This is a genomic window from Enterococcus sp. AZ009, from assembly GCF_050548785.1.
GTDB lineage: Bacteria > Bacillota > Bacilli > Lactobacillales > Enterococcaceae > Enterococcus_D > Enterococcus_D entomosocium.
On record NZ_CP172960.1, the window covers coordinates 3,688,732 to 3,710,006 of the forward strand.

At 35.2% G+C, this 21,275-nt stretch carries 15 protein-coding genes and 2 pseudogenes; 3 read left to right on the plus strand and 14 right to left on the minus strand.

Going from position 1 to position 21,275, the window contains the following annotated elements; genetic code table 11:
• Positions 1-7: 7 nt before the first annotated feature.
• Positions 8-1,303, minus strand: a complete 1,296-nt coding sequence (locus tag IGJ74_RS17445) for an ABC transporter substrate-binding protein (protein WP_087664472.1) — start codon at positions 1,301-1,303, stop codon at positions 8-10.
• Entirely contained in the window at positions 1,300-4,347 is a 3,048-nt protein-coding gene (locus tag IGJ74_RS17450; protein WP_218193578.1) for a glycoside hydrolase family 2 TIM barrel-domain containing protein, read from the minus strand. Before IGJ74_RS17450 ends, IGJ74_RS17445 begins: the two co-directional genes overlap by 4 nt.
• Before the next feature lie 257 nt (positions 4,348-4,604).
• On the opposite strand from IGJ74_RS17450, the gene IGJ74_RS17455 reads away from it, so the two are divergent.
• Positions 4,605-4,826, plus strand: a complete 222-nt coding sequence (locus tag IGJ74_RS17455) for a helix-turn-helix domain-containing protein (protein WP_308169236.1) — start codon at positions 4,605-4,607, stop codon at positions 4,824-4,826.
• Between the two features lie 380 nt (positions 4,827-5,206).
• Here the strand turns inward: IGJ74_RS17455 and IGJ74_RS17460 are convergent, their stop codons facing one another.
• From IGJ74_RS17460 to IGJ74_RS17480, 5 genes are all read right to left on the minus strand, one after another.
• Positions 5,207-6,823, minus strand: a complete 1,617-nt coding sequence (locus tag IGJ74_RS17460; RefSeq protein WP_087664469.1) for a type I restriction-modification system subunit M — start codon at positions 6,821-6,823, stop codon at positions 5,207-5,209.
• 15 nt (positions 6,824-6,838) lie between these two features.
• Complete coding sequence (locus IGJ74_RS17465) at positions 6,839-8,050, minus strand: restriction endonuclease subunit S (RefSeq protein WP_087664468.1); 1,212 nt, start codon at positions 8,048-8,050, stop codon at positions 6,839-6,841.
• A gap of 171 nt (positions 8,051-8,221) precedes the next feature.
• Positions 8,222-11,296, minus strand: a complete 3,075-nt coding sequence (locus IGJ74_RS17470) for a type I restriction endonuclease subunit R (protein WP_087664467.1) — start codon at positions 11,294-11,296, stop codon at positions 8,222-8,224.
• Between the two features lie 4 nt (positions 11,297-11,300).
• Positions 11,301-11,879 (minus strand): restriction endonuclease subunit S, encoded by a 579-nt coding sequence (locus IGJ74_RS17475; protein ID WP_074934222.1) that lies wholly within the window; start codon positions 11,877-11,879, stop codon positions 11,301-11,303.
• 374 nt (positions 11,880-12,253) lie between these two features.
• Positions 12,254-13,321 carry a hypothetical protein gene (locus IGJ74_RS17480; protein WP_207463066.1) on the minus strand — a complete coding sequence of 356 codons (1,068 nt, stop codon included), beginning with the start codon at positions 13,319-13,321 and terminating at the stop codon, positions 12,254-12,256.
• Between the two features lie 484 nt (positions 13,322-13,805).
• On the opposite strand from IGJ74_RS17480, the gene IGJ74_RS17485 reads away from it, so the two are divergent.
• Positions 13,806-14,003, plus strand: a complete 198-nt coding sequence (locus IGJ74_RS17485; protein ID WP_242691867.1) for a helix-turn-helix domain-containing protein — start codon at positions 13,806-13,808, stop codon at positions 14,001-14,003.
• A 764-nt stretch (positions 14,004-14,767) separates the two neighbouring features.
• Here IGJ74_RS17485 and IGJ74_RS17490 read toward each other — a convergent pair.
• The 5 genes and pseudogenes from IGJ74_RS17490 to IGJ74_RS17510 all read right to left on the minus strand — a co-directional run.
• Positions 14,768-15,439, minus strand: a complete 672-nt coding sequence (locus IGJ74_RS17490) for an ATP-binding cassette domain-containing protein (RefSeq protein WP_207463065.1) — start codon at positions 15,437-15,439, stop codon at positions 14,768-14,770.
• 15 nt (positions 15,440-15,454) lie between these two features.
• A complete protein-coding gene (locus IGJ74_RS17495; RefSeq protein WP_207463064.1) occupies positions 15,455-16,729 on the minus strand; it encodes a hypothetical protein in 1,275 nt (424 codons plus the stop codon).
• The gene (locus IGJ74_RS17500; RefSeq protein WP_207463063.1) at positions 16,726-17,631 is read right to left on the minus strand and encodes a hypothetical protein; all 906 of its coding nucleotides are present in this window, start codon (positions 17,629-17,631) and stop codon (positions 16,726-16,728) included. Before IGJ74_RS17500 ends, IGJ74_RS17495 begins: the two co-directional genes overlap by 4 nt.
• Before the next feature lie 152 nt (positions 17,632-17,783).
• On the minus strand, positions 17,784-18,212 hold the full coding sequence (locus tag IGJ74_RS17505; RefSeq protein WP_207463062.1) for a hypothetical protein: 429 nt from the start codon (positions 18,210-18,212) through the stop codon (positions 17,784-17,786).
• Positions 18,213-18,425: 213 nt separating this feature from the next.
• Positions 18,426-18,687: pseudogene (locus IGJ74_RS17510) on the minus strand (single-stranded DNA-binding protein); the annotation flags it as partial.
• A 133-nt stretch (positions 18,688-18,820) separates the two neighbouring features.
• Here IGJ74_RS17510 and IGJ74_RS17515 point away from each other — a divergent pair.
• Positions 18,821-20,114 (plus strand): annotated as a pseudogene (locus IGJ74_RS17515) (ISL3 family transposase).
• 376 nt (positions 20,115-20,490) lie between these two features.
• Here IGJ74_RS17515 and IGJ74_RS17520 read toward each other — a convergent pair.
• Together IGJ74_RS17520 and IGJ74_RS17525 are read right to left on the minus strand one after the other, a co-directional pair.
• Entirely contained in the window at positions 20,491-20,985 is a 495-nt protein-coding gene (locus tag IGJ74_RS17520; protein WP_207463061.1) for a hypothetical protein, read from the minus strand.
• A gap of 92 nt (positions 20,986-21,077) precedes the next feature.
• Entirely contained in the window at positions 21,078-21,269 is a 192-nt protein-coding gene (locus tag IGJ74_RS17525; protein WP_087664466.1) for a hypothetical protein, read from the minus strand.
• Positions 21,270-21,275: the final 6 nt, after the last annotated feature.

Consider the following 21,275-nt stretch of genomic DNA (forward strand, 5'->3'; position numbering starts at 1 on the left):
GTCCGTGTTAATTCAATTGATTGTCAGCAATCATTTGCGTATTTTTTAAGACTTCATCCAAATCTGCTCCATTGACATAGTCCAAAAAGCCTTGATTCATGATGTCTTCCAACGCATATGTGTTTTTTCCAAAGTTTACCGAAGGAATTTCATTTGCCCAGTTCATGAAATCTTGATAGATAGCCTGATCGTCGAAGAAAGGATCTGGTGCATGATACGCATCTCCTTGTGAAGCGGGAACGTAAGAACCAATTGCTCCAACGGTTTGAATCAGCTCTTCGTAAAAGGCGATATTTTTGCCGAATACGTCAGCAATATAGCTCAGGGCTTCTTCTTTCCCATCGATATCTAACACATAAATTGACGAGCCTCCGAGATTGGTTGCATTGACTGAACCTTCGATCGATTCTTGCTTGGGCACTGGAACGACTGCCCAATCGCCACTTTGACTTTCTTCTGCTTTCACCGATGGCGTGATCCAGTTGCCTTGTAAAACGCCTGCTACTTCGCCGCTGTTAAAACCTGCTAGCATTTGATCCCAGCCATTGTGCGTTGTCATTACTCCTGAATCAAGCAGCATTTTCAAATCTTCAAGCCCTCGTTTCAAAGAAGGATTGCCGTTAATAAACGGCGTTTCACCATCCTCTGCGGTATACCAATAACCACTGGAATGCATCATCATTCGCAAATGTCCTAAATCGTTCATATCGATGGACAGCAATGGTTTGCCAGTTGCTTCTTTCACACGGATCCCCAACTCGTTAAAGGTTTGCCAAGTGATATTGGTGAAATCTGACAGTTCCAAGCCCGCTTCTTCAATGATCGATTTTCGCAAGTAAACGCCCGCTACCCCTGAATCAAACGGCATCCCATACTGCTCGCCATCGATCGAAGACACCTCGATTTTGTAATCCATAAAATCGTCAACATTTATATACTCAGTCAATGGAACGAAATACTCTGGAAACACTTCTAAAAAATTACGAGCGCGAAAATCTTCAATCAAGACGATATTAGGCAATCCTTGGGTACTGCCTGAACTAAAGATGGTATTCATTTTTTGTACGCTGTCTTGTTGGGAAATCTCAGTGACATTGATTTTGAAATCAGGATTTTCTTCTTGATGATATGATTCCGCCAACTCAAAGGCTGCGATATTGAATTTTGGATCCCACGCCCAAATGGTGATTTCCTCTGCGCCGTTTTGATCGCCCCCCTCACGCTCTGGCGTATCGCTGCCATTCCCACAAGCAGCTAAGCCTCCTAGTCCTATCATTGCCATACATAAAGCTATTTTTTTCATTGTTTTGCTCCTTCCACTTTTTTTTGATAGTTCATCTGAAAATCAAAGGCAAATGCCTGATTTTGCAATAAATACTTCGGTAAAATACCGGGACCGCAACTGGCACTTCCTAGTCCTTGCATCCCATAGTCAATGTTGAGGGCAACTGCGTCGCTGGTTTCTAATTGATTGGTATGGGTCGCTTGTTCCAAGTTGTTCTGGGTGTAGTGATGCACACTAAAATTCAGCGATTTGCCGGAAATAGTCAATCCCGCTCCGGAAGGCTTAGACAAACGGAAGAATTTGGTCTTCATGCGGTTGCCATTTTCTTGCGGCCGCACATACGGCGTGTGCATCTCTGGAACGGTTCTTTCCCACCAATCGAAAAATCCACTTTGGCAACTATCAGGATAGGTTTCATGCGGCCCAAGTCCCAGCCACTGCACGTTCTGATGTTCTTTATCAATCATCAGCTGCACACCGATTCGCGGCAGAGTTTTCGGCCCATTGCCAAACGGGGTTCCTTTGACTGCTACACGGATATCGCCTGCCAATGAAAGACGATACGTAAAGGACAATTCAATTCCCCAGTCGAGGGAAATAGGCATGCTGTTGCGGCGAATCTCGACTTTTATTTCATCAGGGCGCTGTTCATAGGTAAAGGCGAGCACACGCTCCTTTAAGTGGCGAATACGAAACGCTTCCCATTCCTTGGCGATGCTTGCCGAACCAAACTCTTCACTACCTAACAAGTCGTTGTCAGTCGGTGCCCGCCAAAAGTTCATTTCAAGCGGTTCAGTAAGCAAGGCTTGCCCTTCGATGAGCCACTGGCTCAAGGTACCTGTTTTCTTATGAAAAATATAGGTCTGCTCAGCCAAAGTAATCCTCAGTTCATCGGCCGTTTCTGAACAGTGAAAGGCATCCGCTTTAGGTATTTGTACGCTTTTTACTGGTTGATCAATGATGGCTTGTTCCCAAGCAACTGCGTGTTCTAGAGAAAAATCTGGCGCATTTTCTTCAAAGAAAAACAGCGTGACCACTGCCTGTGCTCTTCCTGCTAAGCTCAGCGTAGCTTCTTCTGGCAGGGAAATGGTTGTTTCTTCCTGAGGCAGGAGATTGATTCTGGGCAGCTCTTGTAAGAAAACCACCTGATCGTCTTCCTTGATTTGCAGGACTGGCTGTGAAGACACTAAATTTCGAAAGTCGAAACGGTTAGTGATACGACAGGTCTGTTCTGAGAGCTGGAAGGTGATTTTGACAGGCTGAATCACTTTCTTATACTCGAACAATGCTGGCGATGGCGTACGATCTGGAAATAGCAATCCATCAATCACAAAGTTGCCATCATGGATTTCCTCTGCAAAATCACCGCCATACTTGTAGTACGTCTCACCAGAAACGCGGTCTATACTCTTGATGCCATGATCGATCCACTCCCAAATAAAGCCTCCTTGCAACCGAGGATAGCGATAAAACAATTCCAGATATTCGCTCAATCCGCCAGGACCGTTGCCCATCGCATGACCATATTCACATAAAATATGCGGTTGTGTTAACGAACGTTCCCCCTGTTCTGCCATTTCGCCAACAGATGTATACATAGTCGAAATGACATCAGACGCTTGGCACGCTTGCCATTCTCCCAAGGCTTTCAAGTGCCGTGCTTCTCCTTCATAATGAATCAGACGACTGGGATCTAATTCCTTGATCAGCTGCGCCATCTTCAAATGGTTTTCCCCATAGCCAGACTCATTTCCTAACGACCAGAAAATGATCGAAGGATGATTTCTATTTTTTTCGACCATTCTTTTTGCTCGGTCTAAATACGTCGGCAACCATTCCTCACTACTGCTCAGTTCATTGATCCTTTGGGTGATATCCATCCCATGGGTTTCAATGTCTGCTTCGTCAATGACGTACAGCCCATAACGATCACACAGGTGATAAAACTTTGTGTCTGCCGGGTAATGAGAACACCGTACAGCATTGATATTGAATGATTTCATCATCTGCACATCTTGTTCCATCGTCTCAACCGTCAGACTTCTGCCAGACTCACAATACCATTCATGGCGATTGACGCCCTTTAGCACCACCCGCTTTCCGTTGATTCGAAAAATACCGTCAACTATGGAAATCTGTCTAAAGCCGACTTGGAACGGAATGACCTCCAACAGTTCCTCGCCTTGATACTGTTTCACCAAAAGATGGTATAGATATGGTTCTTCTGCGTTCCAAGGAATTATCTCTTCAATGGTTGCGGAGATTGTCCAATCCGCTTTTGCTCCTCCTTGGCGTTTCTCAGCTTTCTTTAAAACGGTTACATTTTCTTGATCTAGCAATTCGACTTCTATCGTTCGTTCTAACTGCTCTGGCATTATAGGGTTAAAGAAAAGCGAAACTTCCAAGAATCCATCTTTGTATTGATTGCATAAATCTGCTTGGATCGTTACATTTTGAATCGACTGCGGCTTACGGGAAAACAAGTAGACTTCTCTAAAAATTCCGCCAAGCCACCACATATCTTGATCCTCGACATAGCTCATCGCGCTCCATTGCTTCACCTTTACACTAAGCACATTTTTGCCCTTTTGAAGATATGGCGTGATGTCAAACTCCGATACCAAGCGACTGCCGGTGCTGTAGCCGACATACTGCTCATTGACATGCACTTCAAACACCGATTCCACACCTTCAAAGTGAAGCACATGCTCAAGATCAATGTCCTCCACAATAAATGCTTTTCGATAAAAGGCAGTTGAGTTCTCCATCGCAACAAATGGCGGATCAATTGGAAAAGGATACTGGACATTCGTATAGATTGGTTTTCCATGTCCCTGAAACTGCCAATGAGCAGGTACCTCAATTTTTTGTTCATACACAACTTGATTTTCTGCCTCACCCAAATAAAAATCCCACAGACCATTTAATGACTGATACCCAAAAGATGCCTGTGGATCTCCTTGCATAGCTGCTGCGACCGTTTCATAACTAAAAAAACTGGTTCGAGGTGACAATCGGTTTTCATGTAGTATTGTTGGATTGAATATTTTTTCTTGGAACATAGCTTCCTCCTTAAATATATATATTATTTTGTTGAATATAAGAAACTAAGGTAGTTTATTTCCATTTGTGATTCTCTCTTCTTATGGTGACTAGCTGAACCAATATTTGAAATTATTCTTATAAATTTAGCTAGAAGCATTTTCTCTTTTAAAAATCTAAACAAAAAAAACTGTCTAATGATTGCTTAATGAGTAACACAACAAGAAGTGTTTTATTCTACGATACTTATATAAGCATCAATAAAAGGGGTGATTTTGTGTATAAGGAAAAGGTATTGGTGATTCATATTCAAGAACTTGTGAAAAAACATAATATTTCTTTACGGGAGCTTTCTAGGCGAGCAGATATAGACATTGCAAGACTAAGTGAATTATCCAGTGGAAAACGGCAACGGATCAATATTGAATACATCGAGCGAATAGCTGAAGCTTTGAATATAGATGATATTCGTGAGATTTTGACGATTGAAAATAAATAAAAGTTTTCATAAATAGAAAAAGATAATAATGCTAGATGCGATCGATCATGGAAAACCTCTTGAGTTTCAATCAAAATTATTCATCCATAACCTACGAAATAAAATAATAAGCACCGAATGATACTTATATAAGTATCATTCGGTGCTTATTATACTATCTGTTACTCTTATAAGCAACATTTTTATGTATAAATGAAAAAATTGCACTACTAAGTATCTTTATAAAAAATAAGCTCCTTATTATATGTTATAAATACAAGAAACAATCATCATAAAAAATCATCCATGAGAAACCAGAAATTACTATATTCTGATTTCTCATGGATGAAAACTAATAAATTAAACAAGGTAAAAAAGAAAAAAATTTCTTACACTCAGTTTTATTTGTTAAGCATATTCATAAACTTTTGCAATTCTTCTTGAGATTCATCTGTTGTGCCTTGTAGTTCACTCAGCATTTCAAATAGTTTATCGGTTGATTCCGTAATTTCCTTTCTCACTTCTGCTAGTTCTTGTGCTAACTGTGGCAATGGTGCAACTTCTTCTTCTTCAAAGGTATCTACATATCTCGGAATATTTAAGTTGTAATCATTTTCTTTAATCTCATCTAAAGACGCTACATATGCATATTTTTCAATATCTTCACGATTCTCATATGTTTCAATAATTTTCGCAATATTATCTGACGTGAGTTTGTTTTGGTTTTTCCCTTTATCAAATTCATTGGAGGCATCGATGAATAGAATATCCTTAGTTGTACGTACCTCTCTTCCCTTAAATACCAATACACAGGTAGGGATGCTTGTTCCGTAAAAAAGATTCGGTGGCATTCCAATTACAGTATCCAATAAGTTATTCTCAATAATATTTTTGCGAATTCTCCCTTCTGCAGCTCCTCTGAATAATACTCCATGCGGCAGTACAATAGCCATTGTCCCATTTTTGTCCAAATGATATAGCCCGTGCAAAATAAAGGCATAATCAGCTTTTGATGCTGGTGCAACACCAAATCCTTTAAAACGCGTATCTTTTTCACGGTCAATTCCTTTTACGTCCCATTTGGCTGAATAGGGAGGATTGGCAACGACAGCATCAAATTTTAACGGGATCTGCATCCCCTCTTTTTCTGCAAATGGCCAATCTGCCTCAAGTGTATCCCCACGTTTTAAGTTCATGTTGCGATAATTAATGCCATGCATCATTAAGTTCATGCGAGCTAAGTTATATGTCGTAGTATTCAATTCCTGACCATAGAAATCAACACTACCTGATTTATGTCCATCAGGTAATTCATTTTTTACCGTTAGCAATAACGATCCTGATCCCATCGCTGGATCGTAAACACGAAATTGATGACCATCAGCTTTCGCGTCTTTGGTAACGATTTTTGCTAATACTTGACTAACTTCATGTGGTGTATAAAATTCGCCACCTTTTTTCCCAGCATTAGCGGCAAATTGTCCGATTAGGTATTCGTAGACATCTCCTAAAATATCGTGTCCCGATTCATCTTTAAAATTAAAGTCGCTCACCATTAAAACAACATCGTTTAACGCTTTTGCACGCTCATTTGTGTTTGAACCTAAACGTGTATCACCGAGGTTAATATCCGAAAAGACATTCGCAAAATCATCTTCTGCAACAGGATTACGTTTTGCATTTACATTAAATGAATCTAGCATGTCTTGGAAATCACTAGCTTTGATCTGATGATTTTCAATCTTAGATACTAATTGATCCCATGTATATTCGGGATCAATGGCATAGCCAATCCCACGACTAATTTCTTCTAAGTAATCTTCTTTTTCTTCTGGATCTGTTACTTCGTAGTATTCTTCCAAGCCATTCTTTTTTAAATAGGTATCTTGATTTTCGGATAAGTAACGATAGAACATGAATGGTAAAATATAGTTCTTATACTCGCTCGCGTCCATAGTTCCACGTAACTTATTGGCCATTGCCCATAGTTTTTTTGTAATTTCATTTGCAGTACTCATTTATTTTTTCTCCTTTTAGATAAACATTTGTTGTAGTAATGATTTTTTCATTTCTTTTAGTACATTCAAGTTACGTTGATGAAGAGCGATAGTGTCGTCGAGTTGTTCGAAGAAAGAACCGATTTTCTTTTGTTCTCCAACGGAGGGTATGCTGACATTAATTCCCATAAACTCATCAAAATTAATATTTAGCAAACCATCCATTCGAGCGCCAGATGAAACAAGTTTGGCCAGCTCTTTATCAGGTCGTTTTGTTGCAAACATATACTCGATAAAGTTGGGATTAGACAGCTCGTTAGTACCAAAGCTATGGTAGACACGCGGTACCAAGGCTTCATTGTAAGTTTTCAACTCAAAGACGGCTCCATACTTAGCCAATTTTGAATTACCATGATTATAAGAAAGTTGACCTTTTTTTAACAATGTGTAATTCTTTTGTTCTTTACCTGCGATATTCCCTGAAAATCGTTCTCTTTGATCTAACCATCCACTACCAGCAGATATAGTAAGTGTTGGTAAGTCCATTCGACCATCATTTCCACGAACTCGCTCAGTTATTTCTTTCAACTTACGCTGTTCCCAAGGTTCAGTAAACCCAGCGAAACGAATTTCTGGTCTATCTTCACCTGCTTTTGGGAACATTTTTTGAAGATATGTCTGTTTTGTTTTTCTTAACAGATCAAGCTCTCGCTGATGAAGAGCGATCGTGTCGTCGAGTTGTTTAAAGAAGGTGCCGATTTTTTGTTGTTCCTTTACATCTTTTGGAAACTGAAATAGTCTTTGTTCCATAATCCCTTTAGTCACATGCACCATCGTAGTTCCGTTTGTTGTTTGCTTAATTTTTTCTTTATCAGTCAATAGCCAAGTATATAAATACTGTTTGTCGAGTTCATTAGTCAAAAATTCAAGTTTCCAAATATGATAATGGTAGATTACAGTTTCTTCATTCCATATCTCAGGACCAAAGCTTGTCGCCCATAAATATAAAAGATCACCTTTGTTAGCATACTTATTTTCTTCAAGTTCTAAGTCTGAATAATACCACCTATCATTAGTATTAAAATTACCCACTCTTAAAACTCTGTATTTTCCTGAATCTAGTAGTTCTTGTTGTTTATATGCTTTACCATTTAAAAACCTTATCACTTCTTCCAACTTACGCTGTTCCCAATCTTCCGTGTATCCTTTGAACCTTATTTTCGGTATATTTGTTATTTCATCATTCATATTTATTCTCCTCTGATCTTCCTTATTTCTTTGTCAAAATCAGAAGCAAATTACTGACGTTTCCCTAACTTCTATTCGTCAATTGCTTTTCTTTTGGCATCTGCATAGCTATTATGACTGTCTACTGATTATTTTCAACCTTTGGTCCTTATTTTTTAAAAATAATATTCATTATTCTTCTTTTTTGATTTCATCCGCCATTTTATAAAAGGCTTTACGAAATTCAATGCGGTATTTAACCCATGACAATGCAGCAATATCAGCTGCGGCGATTTCTTTATAGTCAGATCTTGCATCATTCATGATTGCTGTGAGTTCTCCTTGCTTGTCCATATCTTCTTGTCCAATACGGTGACGTCGAATTAATTTATCCAACTCTTTGGGTTTCGTACTATTGTCCAATCCCCATTTGCGAATAAATTCTGTTAGTAGTTTAATGTTTCCTTCTTTTTGCGATTGCTCCATTGCTAAATTCATTTTCTCAATATCGCGCGGAGCTGGATACTTATCGAAAACAAATTCTTTGGTAAAAATTTTGGAAACAAAACTACGAACTTTTGTTATTTCCTTATCACTGTCTGATTTTGCAATTTCAATGTCAATATCCTCTTTCGTACGTTTGGCTTCATCCATTTTATTTTCATGCACTTCATCAGCCATGCGCGCAATCAGTTCAATCAGATAATCATAGTTAATGGTGACATCGTGGATATGAACCATTTCTAAATTGACTTGAGAAATATCAATTTCTTCTATTTGAGCACGTCTTTCCCGCAATTCATTGGCCAGAACAGTTGTCAGCATAACTTCTTGATCTTCTGTAATTCCCAAACGCTCATAAAATACTTCTGGCTCATCATAAGCAGATATCGGATTCTTATCATCATCTTCGGTAAATTGCTTCAATTGATTAAGTAACCGATTGTAGTCCTTCAATCCATTAAATACTTCTTCTTGCGCTTTTTCACTTGGAGGCAATTGAACAAAGTTATCTGTTAACTCGGCTAATTTTTCAATGACTGCTTTGGTTTCAGCTTCGACTTTACCAAATGATTTTGCTAAAATTCCAGACTCTTCATTGCTCTCTTTCAGCTCATCTAGTGTAAGCTGCTCTGCTGCGGATTCGCGGTTTGAGTAAATTGCGAATGATTCATTCATTTCATACTCATTTTGCACAGGCCAACGGTAATTCACAATGTTTCCTTGTGGTTTTGCATCACGATCATGGATACGATTCGTTCGTGAGTAGGCTTGAATCAAATTCCCGCCTTTTAATGTGCGATCAATATAGAGCGTATTCAGCTCAGGGGCATCGAATCCAGTTAACAATTGATCCACGACGATCACTAAATCTAAGTAGTTTCCATCATCAGCCGTTTTGTTCAAACGCCTTGTCAAATCCTCTGTGTAGGCTTTAACCGAGGTCATATCGAAAGCTGTACCAAATAATGCATTGTAAGCTTTGATAGCTCGGTGAAGACTCTCATTGGTTCGAAGTTGATGAACACCATTTGTCGTATCAACTGAGAAGCTCACAGCAACTTTCAGTCGTTCTTCACTTGGTCGCTTGCTGTTTTCTTCCATAAATTTATCAAAATACTCCATCGCACGTGGAGTGCTGGCGCGATTTCCACCAACATGGACGGTGAGTAACGCGTTATATCTACGATTATTTGAACGCTCTTTCCAATTTTTAAAGATGTCGTTGACAACAAGTTCTACATGTTCTGGGCTGTAATCATATACGCTCCCACGTATAGTGTCATCGATTTCTTCTTCTGTTGGATCTTTAGGTGCCTCAATCGTTTCTTTAAATTCAACTTTAAATCCTAAGACATTTCTATCAGCGATTGCTTCTTTTATAGTATAGGCATGGAGTAAATCACCAAAAATCTCTCTTGTTTCTGGAAACTTCGGTGTCCCCGTATAACCCACCCATGCAGAATTTGGCAATGCTTTTCGAATGGTTTCAAGCATTCCTTCATTTTTTAGCCCATCCCCTGTTGATCGGTGAGCCTCATCGACAATAAATAAAATATTTTCGGTCAATGGTTTATAACTATCTCTTGCTACATAACGAGACATTTTTTGAATACTTGTCACAATAATGTTTTTATCACTTTTCTTCGTCAGTTTCCGATGTAAATCTGAAATATTGGCTGTATCACTAACCACCCCTGTTTTCCCTTCAAACCCAGCAATAGGATCGTATGCGCGATAAGCATCTGCAGTTTGATTAGTCAGAGCTATACGGTCAACCAAAAAAATGACTTTATCCACATTAGACAATCGGCTTGCTAACCATGCTGTTTTAAAACTGGTAATGGTCTTTCCTGATCCCGTAGTATGCCAAACATATCCTAGTTTTCCATCGCCATATTTAAAATCAAATTTACGTACTTTATCTAGTACTCGCTTCGTTGCATATACTTGATAAGGCCGCATAACTTTGATACTTTCTTTGTTCTTTGTCCCATCAAGGATCATATACCGAGTAGCTAAATCATGAGCCATTGGAATGGAGAGCACTTTATCAGCAAAAATCTTCCACGAACGCACTGGTTGTGCCGTTTCTTCATCTTGCCAATTGAAAGCAAATGCACGATTAAAGCTTTGCAAAGTCGTATTTGCCATATAACGTATGTCATATGGTGTCATTGCAATTAGTATTTGTAACGTAGAAAAGATACCGCTAAATTGTTTTTCAGCAATATATTGTTCCATTTGATTTAGCGATTCCGTCGCATTATGTAATGCTTTTTTCAACTCAATTTGAATGATGGGCAGTCCATTGATCAAAAGTGTTACATCAAATCGCCGATTTTGTTTGCCGTCAACCACTTTGGGCCGTTCAATTTGATTCACTACTTGATAAACAGTGTTCCCCCCACCAACTTGAGCCTGATCGAAAACCGTAAGGAATACATGTCTACCATCATCGAGATCTACTTCAATTTCGGAAACCCCATTTACACCATATAGAAACTGTCCAGCGGAATAAGGAGAATCGATATTTGTGATGATCCTTTTCACTTGATTAAACTCAGTTATTGATAGTGGCTGTACTAAACGAGCTTGATTATTTTGCTCAAGTATTTTTTTGAAGTTGTCCCACAATTGTTCCGTCGTTTTTATTTCCTTTTTGTATTCCCACTGCTTTACTCCACCAATTTTTGTTAAGTGATCAATCACTTCTTGCTCGAATTTTAATTCAGATAAGCTCTTTACACTCGAGTTCTTTTTCATCTCTCTACTCCTTTAGTTTATTTTCCAGCATGGCGCCTGTAAATTTTTCAAGTAAACGCGCATATTCACTCAATTTACTTTGTGCTTTTAGTGATTCAACATAAATCGCTCCAATTTGTCTTTGTTCTTTTAAAGGAACGATTGGAATAATAAGTTTCTCTAGAGATTGCTTTGTCAACCGAAGAATGGGTCCTGTTCCTTGCAGTTCACGTTCTTTTTGACGTTGGATATCTTGATAATTATTGAACAAATATAAAAAATAATGCTTGTCTAACTCTTCATTAATAAAATTTACTTTAGTAAAATTGATGGAGAGTACTTTTCCAATGTTCATCTCCCCTACCATGGTCGCACGTTGCAGTGAATTACTAATTACAATATCACGCTTATCCAACGTTACTTCACTCGTAAAAGATTCGTTTATTTTCTCTTCTTGATTCATTTCGTTGTAATGTCGATAGTCATCTTCAAAGGAGGCTTGATCGTAATATGGTATTTCTTGATCCCCAAACTGCTTTTCAGCTCTCGACTGGTTAACCCCTTGAACAAAGCTAACAAAATCGGACAGTTTTCTTTTTTCCATTTTGGTTGTCTCCTTTAAAAAGAACTTTTTTTATTCGATTATTTGAAATATATTTATATAACTTGTATTCATGGTGTTATGATACCTTTTTACTGAGAGCAAGTCAACCGCTTTCTTTGGAAATATTTTTATATTACAAAAAACCGCATTAAAAAATGCGGTTTTTATCTGTATAGTTTACTACCGAGATCAAATCTAGTATCTTCAAATAACTCTTTTAATATTCCTTATTTCAATATCATTCATAATGGGAGAATATCCTTAAATCCCAGTAGACTTGTACTATTAATCAGCATCCATCAACTTCCTAAATTCATAAAACCATAAACAAGAGCATAACTCAGCCACATTCAAGATAATTAAAAAAATAATTTTCAATCCCAAATATTTGTATTTTCAGGTAAGCGTATATTTGCTTCCCTATCAATTTCTCCTGCAAAAGTTTGTCCATTGGGCAGACGGTATCCATATGATTTATATCCTAATTCTCGAGCACATTTCATGAAATTTGACTGATCTATGGGTATGCCTTCGCGACATATATAATTAACTAATTCAGAAAATTTGTATCTATGCATATCTTTACTTGCATAAAACAATTTATAAAGAGAGGGATTTATTATAAATTGTTTTGCGCTTGTCTCATTGTTTATTTCAAAGACGCCTAAAATATTCTGTGGAGCAATACTGTCTTTGATGATTATCTCTGAATGAATGTCTTCATACCAATTTACATTCATCATGCCTAGATTTCGAGATAGTTCTTTTGTAAAAATATAGTTTCCACTATCATTTATATTCGTAAATCCCCAAATTACATATGAATTGATATCAGTATTTCTAGCTTGGGCAAAGCGAAGCGCTGTCTCAAACCCCTTACTCCCATAAGATGCAGACACAAACGGACTTCTACATTTGTTTTCCCATCTTCCCCCAATATTATGAGCCAAATTCAATAAATACATATAAGTACCTAAAGTATCTTTCTCGATCAAAGAACGTATCTTCTCAGGTTTAATTTTCCCAAAATTGTTCTTTTTTAGTATTGAATTTATTAACTGAAGTAATTCATCTATTTCTTCACTATCTGGTGTATCGTAAAAATAAGTTGGTATACCATCATCTAGGACATTCTCTCGATAGGCCTTTCCTTTTTCGCCAACTTCGAAATAATTGTGGAAATACCTAGATATCACTTCCTCATAATTTCCATGATTGAAGTCAGGTCTAAATCCTCTAAAAAAAGATACTACATTCAACTCATGGTTTTCATTTTTTCTTGCGTACCCGTAGATTCCAGATCTAACCCCTCCATGATAAATACTGTTCAATAGGTTCCGAATTCTAGTTACTAAAATTGAATCTACATTTATACATCTATACTCACCTGAATAATCCAATTCTATTGTCTTTAATGAAGTACGCTGCAGTATTTTAAACATCAACTATTCTCCTTAATAGACTATTGTTCAACTCATCTATATTGAAATCAACATAGTTTTTTACTAAAGTTTCCTGCCTAAAATTTTACTCGAACAAAATTATTCTTAGTTGTTCCTATATTGTGCATATTTACACAAACAACTATTGAAACATGCTATTAAAAAGTCACAAGCATAATAATTTTAGTTACTTTGATCCCATTGTATTATTACTTATCCCGAAGTAGCATGGTTACAATTAATATCACACAGCCAGATAGTGTTTGCAACAACATTCAACTATAATATATGAATTCTGTTGAATTTTTTCTTTTAATTCAGAAAAATCTGCTTTACAAAGAACATATCACATGAAAATACATTTTTCTAAAGACACATTATTATGGAGTATGAGCTTATTTTATCAAGCATCAACCACTAGTTGATTGATAAAAATCAGAAAAAATAATACTCTAACAATGAAAAGAGAAAGGACGGGATTGAAATGTTACTGCAAGATATGTTGAAAACCTTAAGAAATACAAATGGATATACTCAAGAACAAATTGCAAACAAACTTTTTATTTCAACACAAGCTGTTTCTAAGTGGGAAAATGGATCTTCTGTTCCATCGATAGATAATTTATTAGCATATATTCTTCTATACTCACCATCTGTTATCTCCTTCATCATTCGCAAATAAATCTATTGGTAATTTTTATTTAACATATATAACTATTAGACTTTAGTGTATAAATAGATGGTTCTGATTAATTGAGCTAATGTAAAAAAACTATGGCTTACGGAAAAATAAAGGATCAGATTCTTTTAAGTTTCTGACCCTTTAAATAATTGTCCTAATATTCATGAATCTAAATTTTAAAAATGAACAATGATTTGTTTACGATTTTATGAACACAAAAATAAAGTAATACCTACCAATTATGGAATCTTTATCACAAAAATATAATCCTCTAAATATGTTAGTTCGTCTTAGTTTGAAATCATCACTAAAGGTCACAGAAGCTCCTAGACTTTTCGCCGCTGCAACCAGCTTTTTCCTATAATGTTTTATGTCTCATATACGTCATAAACTGGAAATTTTTTACCAGAGCAACTTATTGCATTAAAATAATTTTAATTTTATCAGTTTTCAATAATCAATTAAAATCAACCCTGAATATTGTAAAAATTTAAATTAAGTACTCTTTCAGAATAATAATCTTGGAGTGACAATAGTTGGAAAAAGAAACTTACATCATTTTGAAATTGAATCATACCTGTTAAATCAAGTAATAATCAAGGCAAATGGCTAGAAAAATAATCTAAATTAAACACTATAAATGGAATGGCCGGAAACTAATATTCGTCTAATAAGAGTTTAAAAAACACATGATTAAAGCTCCGAACTTAAAATCATGTGTTTTTTAGACTTTTCCGTGTCAACTTTTCTTGACTAACTCAGCTTCAATAGACTTGATGAATATCTTTATTTGTAACTACAAATTGTTTTTTGCAGAAATTCGAGACGGTATCGCTATGTGTAACAATCAACAATTTATTACCTTTACTGATTAAATTCGAAAAAATATTAAGAATTTTTTCTTCATTTTCTTCATCAAGTGATCCTGTAGGCTCGTCCGCTAATATAATTTCAGGTTCCTTAACTAAGGATCTCGCGATTGCAACACGTTGTCTCTCCCCACCCGATAATTGTTCTGGTAGACTATTTATATAATTTTCTAATCCCACTTGTTCAAGAGCAAAAATTGCACGGTCATTTTTTTCCTTTGAACTAATTTCTAGATTTTTTAAAGGTAACAAGACATTTTTCAACGCTGATCTATCATTTAAGAGGTTATAATTTTGTGTAATGATACCTAGCTCTTTTAACCGGATTTCTGCCATAGTGTTTTGTTTTTTTGAGCATAGTTCATCCTTAAAATAGTATTCTCCTGTATAGGATATATCTATTCCTGAAATTATATTTAATAATGTAGTTTTTCCGGAGCCACTCCTACCAGTGATAGCTAGCGAAGTGTCAGAATCACTCATTTCAAAATTCAGTGATTCGAAAACCATAGCTTCGTTTTTTTTCTTTGCATAGTATTTTTTTGTAATGTTATTTAATCTAATCATAAATCCTCCAGCAAACTAATTTAAGTATTCAACTAAGGTTTTCTTTAAAATAAAAAAATAAGAAAATATAAATATAAATATAGAAGCACATAATCCGATCACAAAGCTATACTTATTGAGAATAGTAGTAAAGAACATAAAGCATAAATAAATCACATTTGAAAAAATAATTGGATTTAAAATTTGAAGCTTAGTAAATCTACGCAATGACTTCTTTGAAAATCCTAACAAAAAATAAGTTTGATACACGTTCGTGTATCTTTTAAACGAACAATGAATAATAAAAATTGATAAGATTGTAACGGTTATGAACAAGATACTTAAAATAAACAATAGCAAATATCTATTCTCATTCAAAACAAGGAGCATATTTGAATATTCAGTTACAAAACTATTGAATCCTAATAAAGTATATTGTTTAAAACCAGATTCATTGCTAATTTCAGTTAGATAATATGTCAGACTTTCTAGGGAAGTTTTATTATTTACTACAATATCACCATTAATCATCTCGAAATACAACTGAGGGTAATAGATACCGGAAGATTCTTTCATACTAAGTTTTTCAGGATAAGGCACTAAGATATAATTATCCAAATATTCTTGAGCGTTTCCTTTAAAATAAAGAAATGTATTATCTACAAAAAAATCTTTAACTTCCAGTTCAAATAGTTTATTAAGATAATATACTGTTATAGTATCTCCAATATTGAAATAATTTTTATACTCAGAACCTAAAATTACAGGTATTTTTCCACTTTCAAAATCTATTGTATTCCAATCTATTTTAGTATTGTTTTCTGTTTTTAAAGAATAAAAATCAAAAGCATGTTTGTTAAGCTGCATACTTTTTACATCAAATAGATTATAGCTTTTATTGTCGATATCTGCTTTATATTTGCCGTTACCAACCATTTCAGTTCCATAAGCATACTCAAAAGTTTCATTCCCTTTAAAATCAGAAACTGCCAGAGGCTGATTATTGATAGCTAAATAGTTGATTATATCATGGTTATTTAATTTATCATAAAAAGTCTCAACTTGCTGTAATCTTTCTGGGTTTTCAATAAATGACGAAAAAGATTCTTGATCCTGTAGAGTGTCAACGAGAGAATATAGCATTGTATTTTTTGAGTTTTCCCTTGCAGAATTGGAAAAATAATCAAGGTCATAGTTAAATGAACTGAAGATATTTAGTATAATTAAAAAGATAGATATTATTAATATTTCAATTATTATCAAAAGAATATTTTTCTTTAAAAAATATTTTCCTTCTTGAAATATACTCATTCCAATCCCTCCTTTTGAGCATCAAAAAAGAATATGAAAAAATATTCCAAATTTATCAGTAGCAAATAGAGTATTATTCCAATGATATAATCAAAAGTATCAAATATTATAAAATGAGCACTAATTATCACAGGTAAAACAGAAAAAAATAAAAGAAAATTTAAAAATAATAATCTCTCTTTAAAATAAATCAAATGTGTTGTTCCTAGCAAATAACGAATCGATCGTTCTTTACGATACATTAGATTATATATAAAGGCCAAAAATATTGTAGCTAATACTATTATTAAATGAGTAAAAATAATTAGTAATGGGGTAAAAAAATCAAGATTTAAGAATCTTCCAACTCCGACATTATTATTGTTGGAAACAGTTAAGTAATCGGTAATGTTTTTAGAGAATTCTCCATCTAAAACATATTGACCGGTTCCATCCATAAAAAAAGAATTATCTGATAACAGCACACTGCTTTTAAAGTAATTTGGAACATATTTTCCTAAGTATCCAATTACTTCATACTTTTTTGAATTATATAAAAAATATTTGATTCCATCAATTTCATGGGTAGGGACATCTACTCCAACAAGAGCGGTAAATTCATTATTTTTTTTAAAAAATCTCCCATTATGGATAGGAGCGTTCCAGTAAGAATAGTCATTGGAATAAAAAGCCCTAATATTTAGTTGTTCGTTCTCAACTTGAGAAAATAATCTGTACGGTTTTGATTTTAATTCTATATTTGAAACAAAACTTGAAAAAGTGGTTTCTATATTTACACTTTTTGGGGTATACAAGTTATTGCTTTCTTCTATTAATACTTGCTGAGTTTGTTTATAATACGTACTCAAAGTAAATAATACCGATATTACAAATGACAGCAAGAGAATAATTATTTTCTTCATATAGTTCCTCCAAGTGCAAAAAAATAATAATGAAAAAGACGAACTATTTTCATCTGCATTAACGATGAGAAAATTCGTCTTTTCAGTTTATAGAAAAACCACACTTCTTTGATTATCGCTAACTTTAATACATTACTTGATATTATAGCTTCCTATTTCCCATAAAATGTTTTTGCTGGTGCACTACCTGGTATTTCTCCAACCCATACATATGGAGAGATTGCTTCAGTTCCACTTGTACCCCATTTTCTACCTGAAGTGCTAAGAACTTTCCCAGTTAATGATTGCATTTGAGCTGTAGTATAGTGATAAACACCTGACCAAGTTGTCCAACCATGAGATCTCTTTTCTTGATTAGGTCCAGCATTTTTATACTCTGCTTTTCCAGAATGTTTAACAGTTGCCTTAGCAGCTCTGGTCTCTAAAATATTACTAAATGTTCCTTCATCTTCACTCCAGCCGCCTATAGCCGTATTATTACTTTCTACTTTGGTTTCAAAGGTTTCACTAGCATTAACAGAAATGCTAAGTGCTGATAATAAAGATATTGCTGTGACTGATAATAGAATAAATTTTTTCATAGTATATTTTCCCACTTTCTTTTGTTTTATTAATTATTTCATATTATATATATAAATTCAAGTTTTTTTTAATCTATTTGTAATATTAATTGCAATCAAATTAAACAAATTATTCCTCTTTTCATGATAGGTGATACAAACAGTTGTCGTCTGAACCTAAATTTTATATCAAAAAAGACCTGGGGTTTCCAGATCTTTTTTCGTCTTTGTTTCTCAAAATGGCAAATCATCATCTGGTAAATCGATTGCCGAGCTGCTTTGTGCAAATGGATCCGTTTCTTGTTTAGGTAGCGGTGGCGGTGTTGGTTTGCTTTTTTCAGCTGTTTCATTGGATTCATTCGCACGCTGCTCAGACACATCTTTTGATTCCATTAATTGAAACGTCTCTGCCACGACTTCTGTGACGTACACTCGCTGTCCTTGTGGGTTTTGTCTGAATACGTCCAGTCACGCCGAGAAGCGTCCCTTTATTGGCTTTATAATTTATGGGACTGATGAATCAGAATTGATTCTTCAGTCCCATTTTCATTTTAGGTATTAAAAAACATATCGTTCTCTAGTATGATTAAATCACCACAAAATAAACAACTGAGAGGACGATATGCTATATGAATGATTCTATCAAAAATGCTGAGAATAATAGAGAAAGATTTGATGATTACAGAGGTCTCTTACGAGACCCTTCAGAAGAAAAAGACGTTGGTCGTCGATGCTGTTCTCTCGCCTACTCCTCGTGCTTGTAGAAGTTGTGGTTCTACTGTGGTAGATGGAAACGGGAAAGCAATTATAGTGAAAAATGGGCAGAAGGAAACGATTGTCCGTTTTGAACAATACAATCATATGCCTTTGGTTATGCGCCTAAAAAAGCAGCGCTATACCTGTAAAAACTGCCGAACCCATTGGACGGCTCAAAGTTATTTTGTCCAACCCAGACATTCAATCGCAAATTATGTTAGATATAAAATTGCTTCTTTACTGACTGAAAAAGTATCTTTATCTTTTATTGCAAAAAGCTGTCAGGTATCTTTGACCACCGTTATTCGTACATTGAAAGAGTTTAAAAGCTATTTACCAAAGCAATCTAAGAAGATTCTCCCCAGAGTATTGATGGTTGATGAATTTCGTTCGCATGCTTCCATAGAAGATAAAATGAGCTTTATTTGCGCAGATGGTGAAACAGGAAAATTAATAGATGTTTTGCCTACGCGTAAATTACCTCGATTAACAAGCTATTTCATAGGTTGTACCAATCCAGAAGAAGTAGAATTCTTGGTGACAGACATGAACGCCGCCTACTTCCAGCTCACCAAACGTGTTCTGCCAAATGCGAAAGTAGTGATTGATCGGTTTCATATTGTCAAACACATGAATCAAGCGTTCAATGAGTTGCGTATCCGTGAAATAAATGAACTTCGTAAAGCCGGACAGAAAAGCCAGGCAGAAAAACTGAAAAAGAACTGGCGCTTTTTGCTAAAAAATCGTGCAAACATCAACCATTATGAATACAAAACATGGAAAAGTTTCCGAGCACCAAAATACCCATTTCTTACTGAAGCAATGATGATTGATCGATTGCTTGAGTTTTCTACGCCCCTGAAGGAGGCGTATCCCTTTTTTCATGAATTAGTTGAAGCCTTTCGAGACAAAGACCCTGACTTATTTTTCTGCATATTGGCAGAACTTCCCGAAACGTTAGATGACGGCTTTCGGGAGAAGCTTCAAAACCTTCTGACCTATGAAGAAGGCATCACCAACGCAATGATCTATCCTTATTCCAATGGAAAAATAGAAGCGAAGAATACCCACATAAAGACAATGAAACGAGTATCCTACGGATTTAAATCATTCGAGAACATGAGAATTAGAATCTTTTTGATCAATCAATTAATCAATGTAAGATAACAAAAAAATCTGAGCCAGAATGTGGTTCATTCTGACCCAGATTTGATTTTGCACAACTCATCAGTTCTTATTGACAAAGAGCCCTTTTTTTATTCTGCTATTTACTAATTGAAAGCAGCCGACTTGAATCTGAAAAAAATTTTCTACGGCTGGTTTTGACTTTATTTTAGATCTAACTGAATGATAAAAATTCTCCCGTATTAAATGAATGGTTAGTTTACTGTTTAGTTAGATTGTTTTAAAAATTCGCTCATCACTGTCTTCAATATAATCCCTTATGTCTATTACCACAACACTAATTGTTCTTTATCTTTTTTATATCCATTATAGCTCTATCAAGTATAATAGGAATCGTCATAGTTTTGACTTTGATTTTTCATAAATAAAATCCTTTTTTAAACAAAATAAAAGCATATGCAAATGGCCACAAAATAGGATAAACAGTTAGCTTTACTATACCAATGAAAAAAACATATAGAGAGTAAAATAAACCCATATTTTGCTTCTGTATTTCTCTATGAATTTTCCAATTTATTTGTGTATTTTCAGTAGCATTCTCATAAACATAGCTTTCATATTTTTCGTTATTAGTAGGTAATAAATACCTTCTCAGTGAAGCAACCAACAGAATTGAAAAACAACCAATCAACAAATAAATAGCAAAAAGTTCCTCCATGTAAAAAAACAGATTCACTAATGAAAACAATTCTTTTTTTTGCAAGTAAGGAATAACTATCTCTATATATAACCAAATATTATAGAAGAACGAAAAAAATATAATTATAAAAGAAAAGATAATTTGAACAATTGTATCCCAAACAGTCCCTCTAAGTATTGTGGTATCTAACCAGCTTTTGATTAACCTTTTCATATTGATAATTCTCCTTTATTTGCCTTTATTTGTAACATTCATAGAGACTTGATTGCACGTCTATGAAAAATTTCCTACGGTTGGTTTTGACTTTATATTATATCCAGCTGAACGATCAACGGTCCCACTTCTTGTGTTGCTTCATCCAATATTAAAGAGTAAATTTCGGCATTCTCTTGCGTGATACGTACCTGTTGCGCACTCATTTCACCTGCACCAACTTCTTGAATACGCATCGTTTGATTCTTTGTATCCACGCTATTAATAAAGTAATAATTATCCATGTCTTT

Coding starts and splice junctions, on each gene's coding strand:
- IGJ74_RS17445 (WP_087664472.1), bottom strand. CDS start 1,303: ATGAAAAAAATAGCTTTATGTATGGCAATGATAGGACTAGGAGGCTTA.
- IGJ74_RS17450 (WP_218193578.1), bottom strand. CDS start 4,347: ATGTTCCAAGAAAAAATATTCAATCCAACAATACTACATGAAAACCGA.
- IGJ74_RS17460 (WP_087664469.1), bottom strand. CDS start 6,823: ATGAGTACTGCAAATGAAATTACAAAAAAACTATGGGCAATGGCCAAT.
- IGJ74_RS17465 (WP_087664468.1), bottom strand. CDS start 8,050: ATGAATGATGAAATAACAAATATACCGAAAATAAGGTTCAAAGGATAC.
- IGJ74_RS17470 (WP_087664467.1), bottom strand. CDS start 11,296: ATGAAAAAGAACTCGAGTGTAAAGAGCTTATCTGAATTAAAATTCGAG.
- IGJ74_RS17475 (WP_074934222.1), bottom strand. CDS start 11,879: ATGGAAAAAAGAAAACTGTCCGATTTTGTTAGCTTTGTTCAAGGGGTT.
- IGJ74_RS17480 (WP_207463066.1), bottom strand. CDS start 13,321: ATGTTTAAAATACTGCAGCGTACTTCATTAAAGACAATAGAATTGGAT.
- IGJ74_RS17485 (WP_242691867.1), top strand. CDS start 13,806: ATGTTACTGCAAGATATGTTGAAAACCTTAAGAAATACAAATGGATAT.
- IGJ74_RS17490 (WP_207463065.1), bottom strand. CDS start 15,439: ATGATTAGATTAAATAACATTACAAAAAAATACTATGCAAAGAAAAAA.
- IGJ74_RS17495 (WP_207463064.1), bottom strand. CDS start 16,729: ATGAGTATATTTCAAGAAGGAAAATATTTTTTAAAGAAAAATATTCTT.
- IGJ74_RS17500 (WP_207463063.1), bottom strand. CDS start 17,631: ATGAAGAAAATAATTATTCTCTTGCTGTCATTTGTAATATCGGTATTA.
- IGJ74_RS17505 (WP_207463062.1), bottom strand. CDS start 18,212: ATGAAAAAATTTATTCTATTATCAGTCACAGCAATATCTTTATTATCA.
- IGJ74_RS17520 (WP_207463061.1), bottom strand. CDS start 20,985: ATGAAAAGGTTAATCAAAAGCTGGTTAGATACCACAATACTTAGAGGG.
- IGJ74_RS17525 (WP_087664466.1), bottom strand. CDS start 21,269: ATGGATAATTATTACTTTATTAATAGCGTGGATACAAAGAATCAAACG.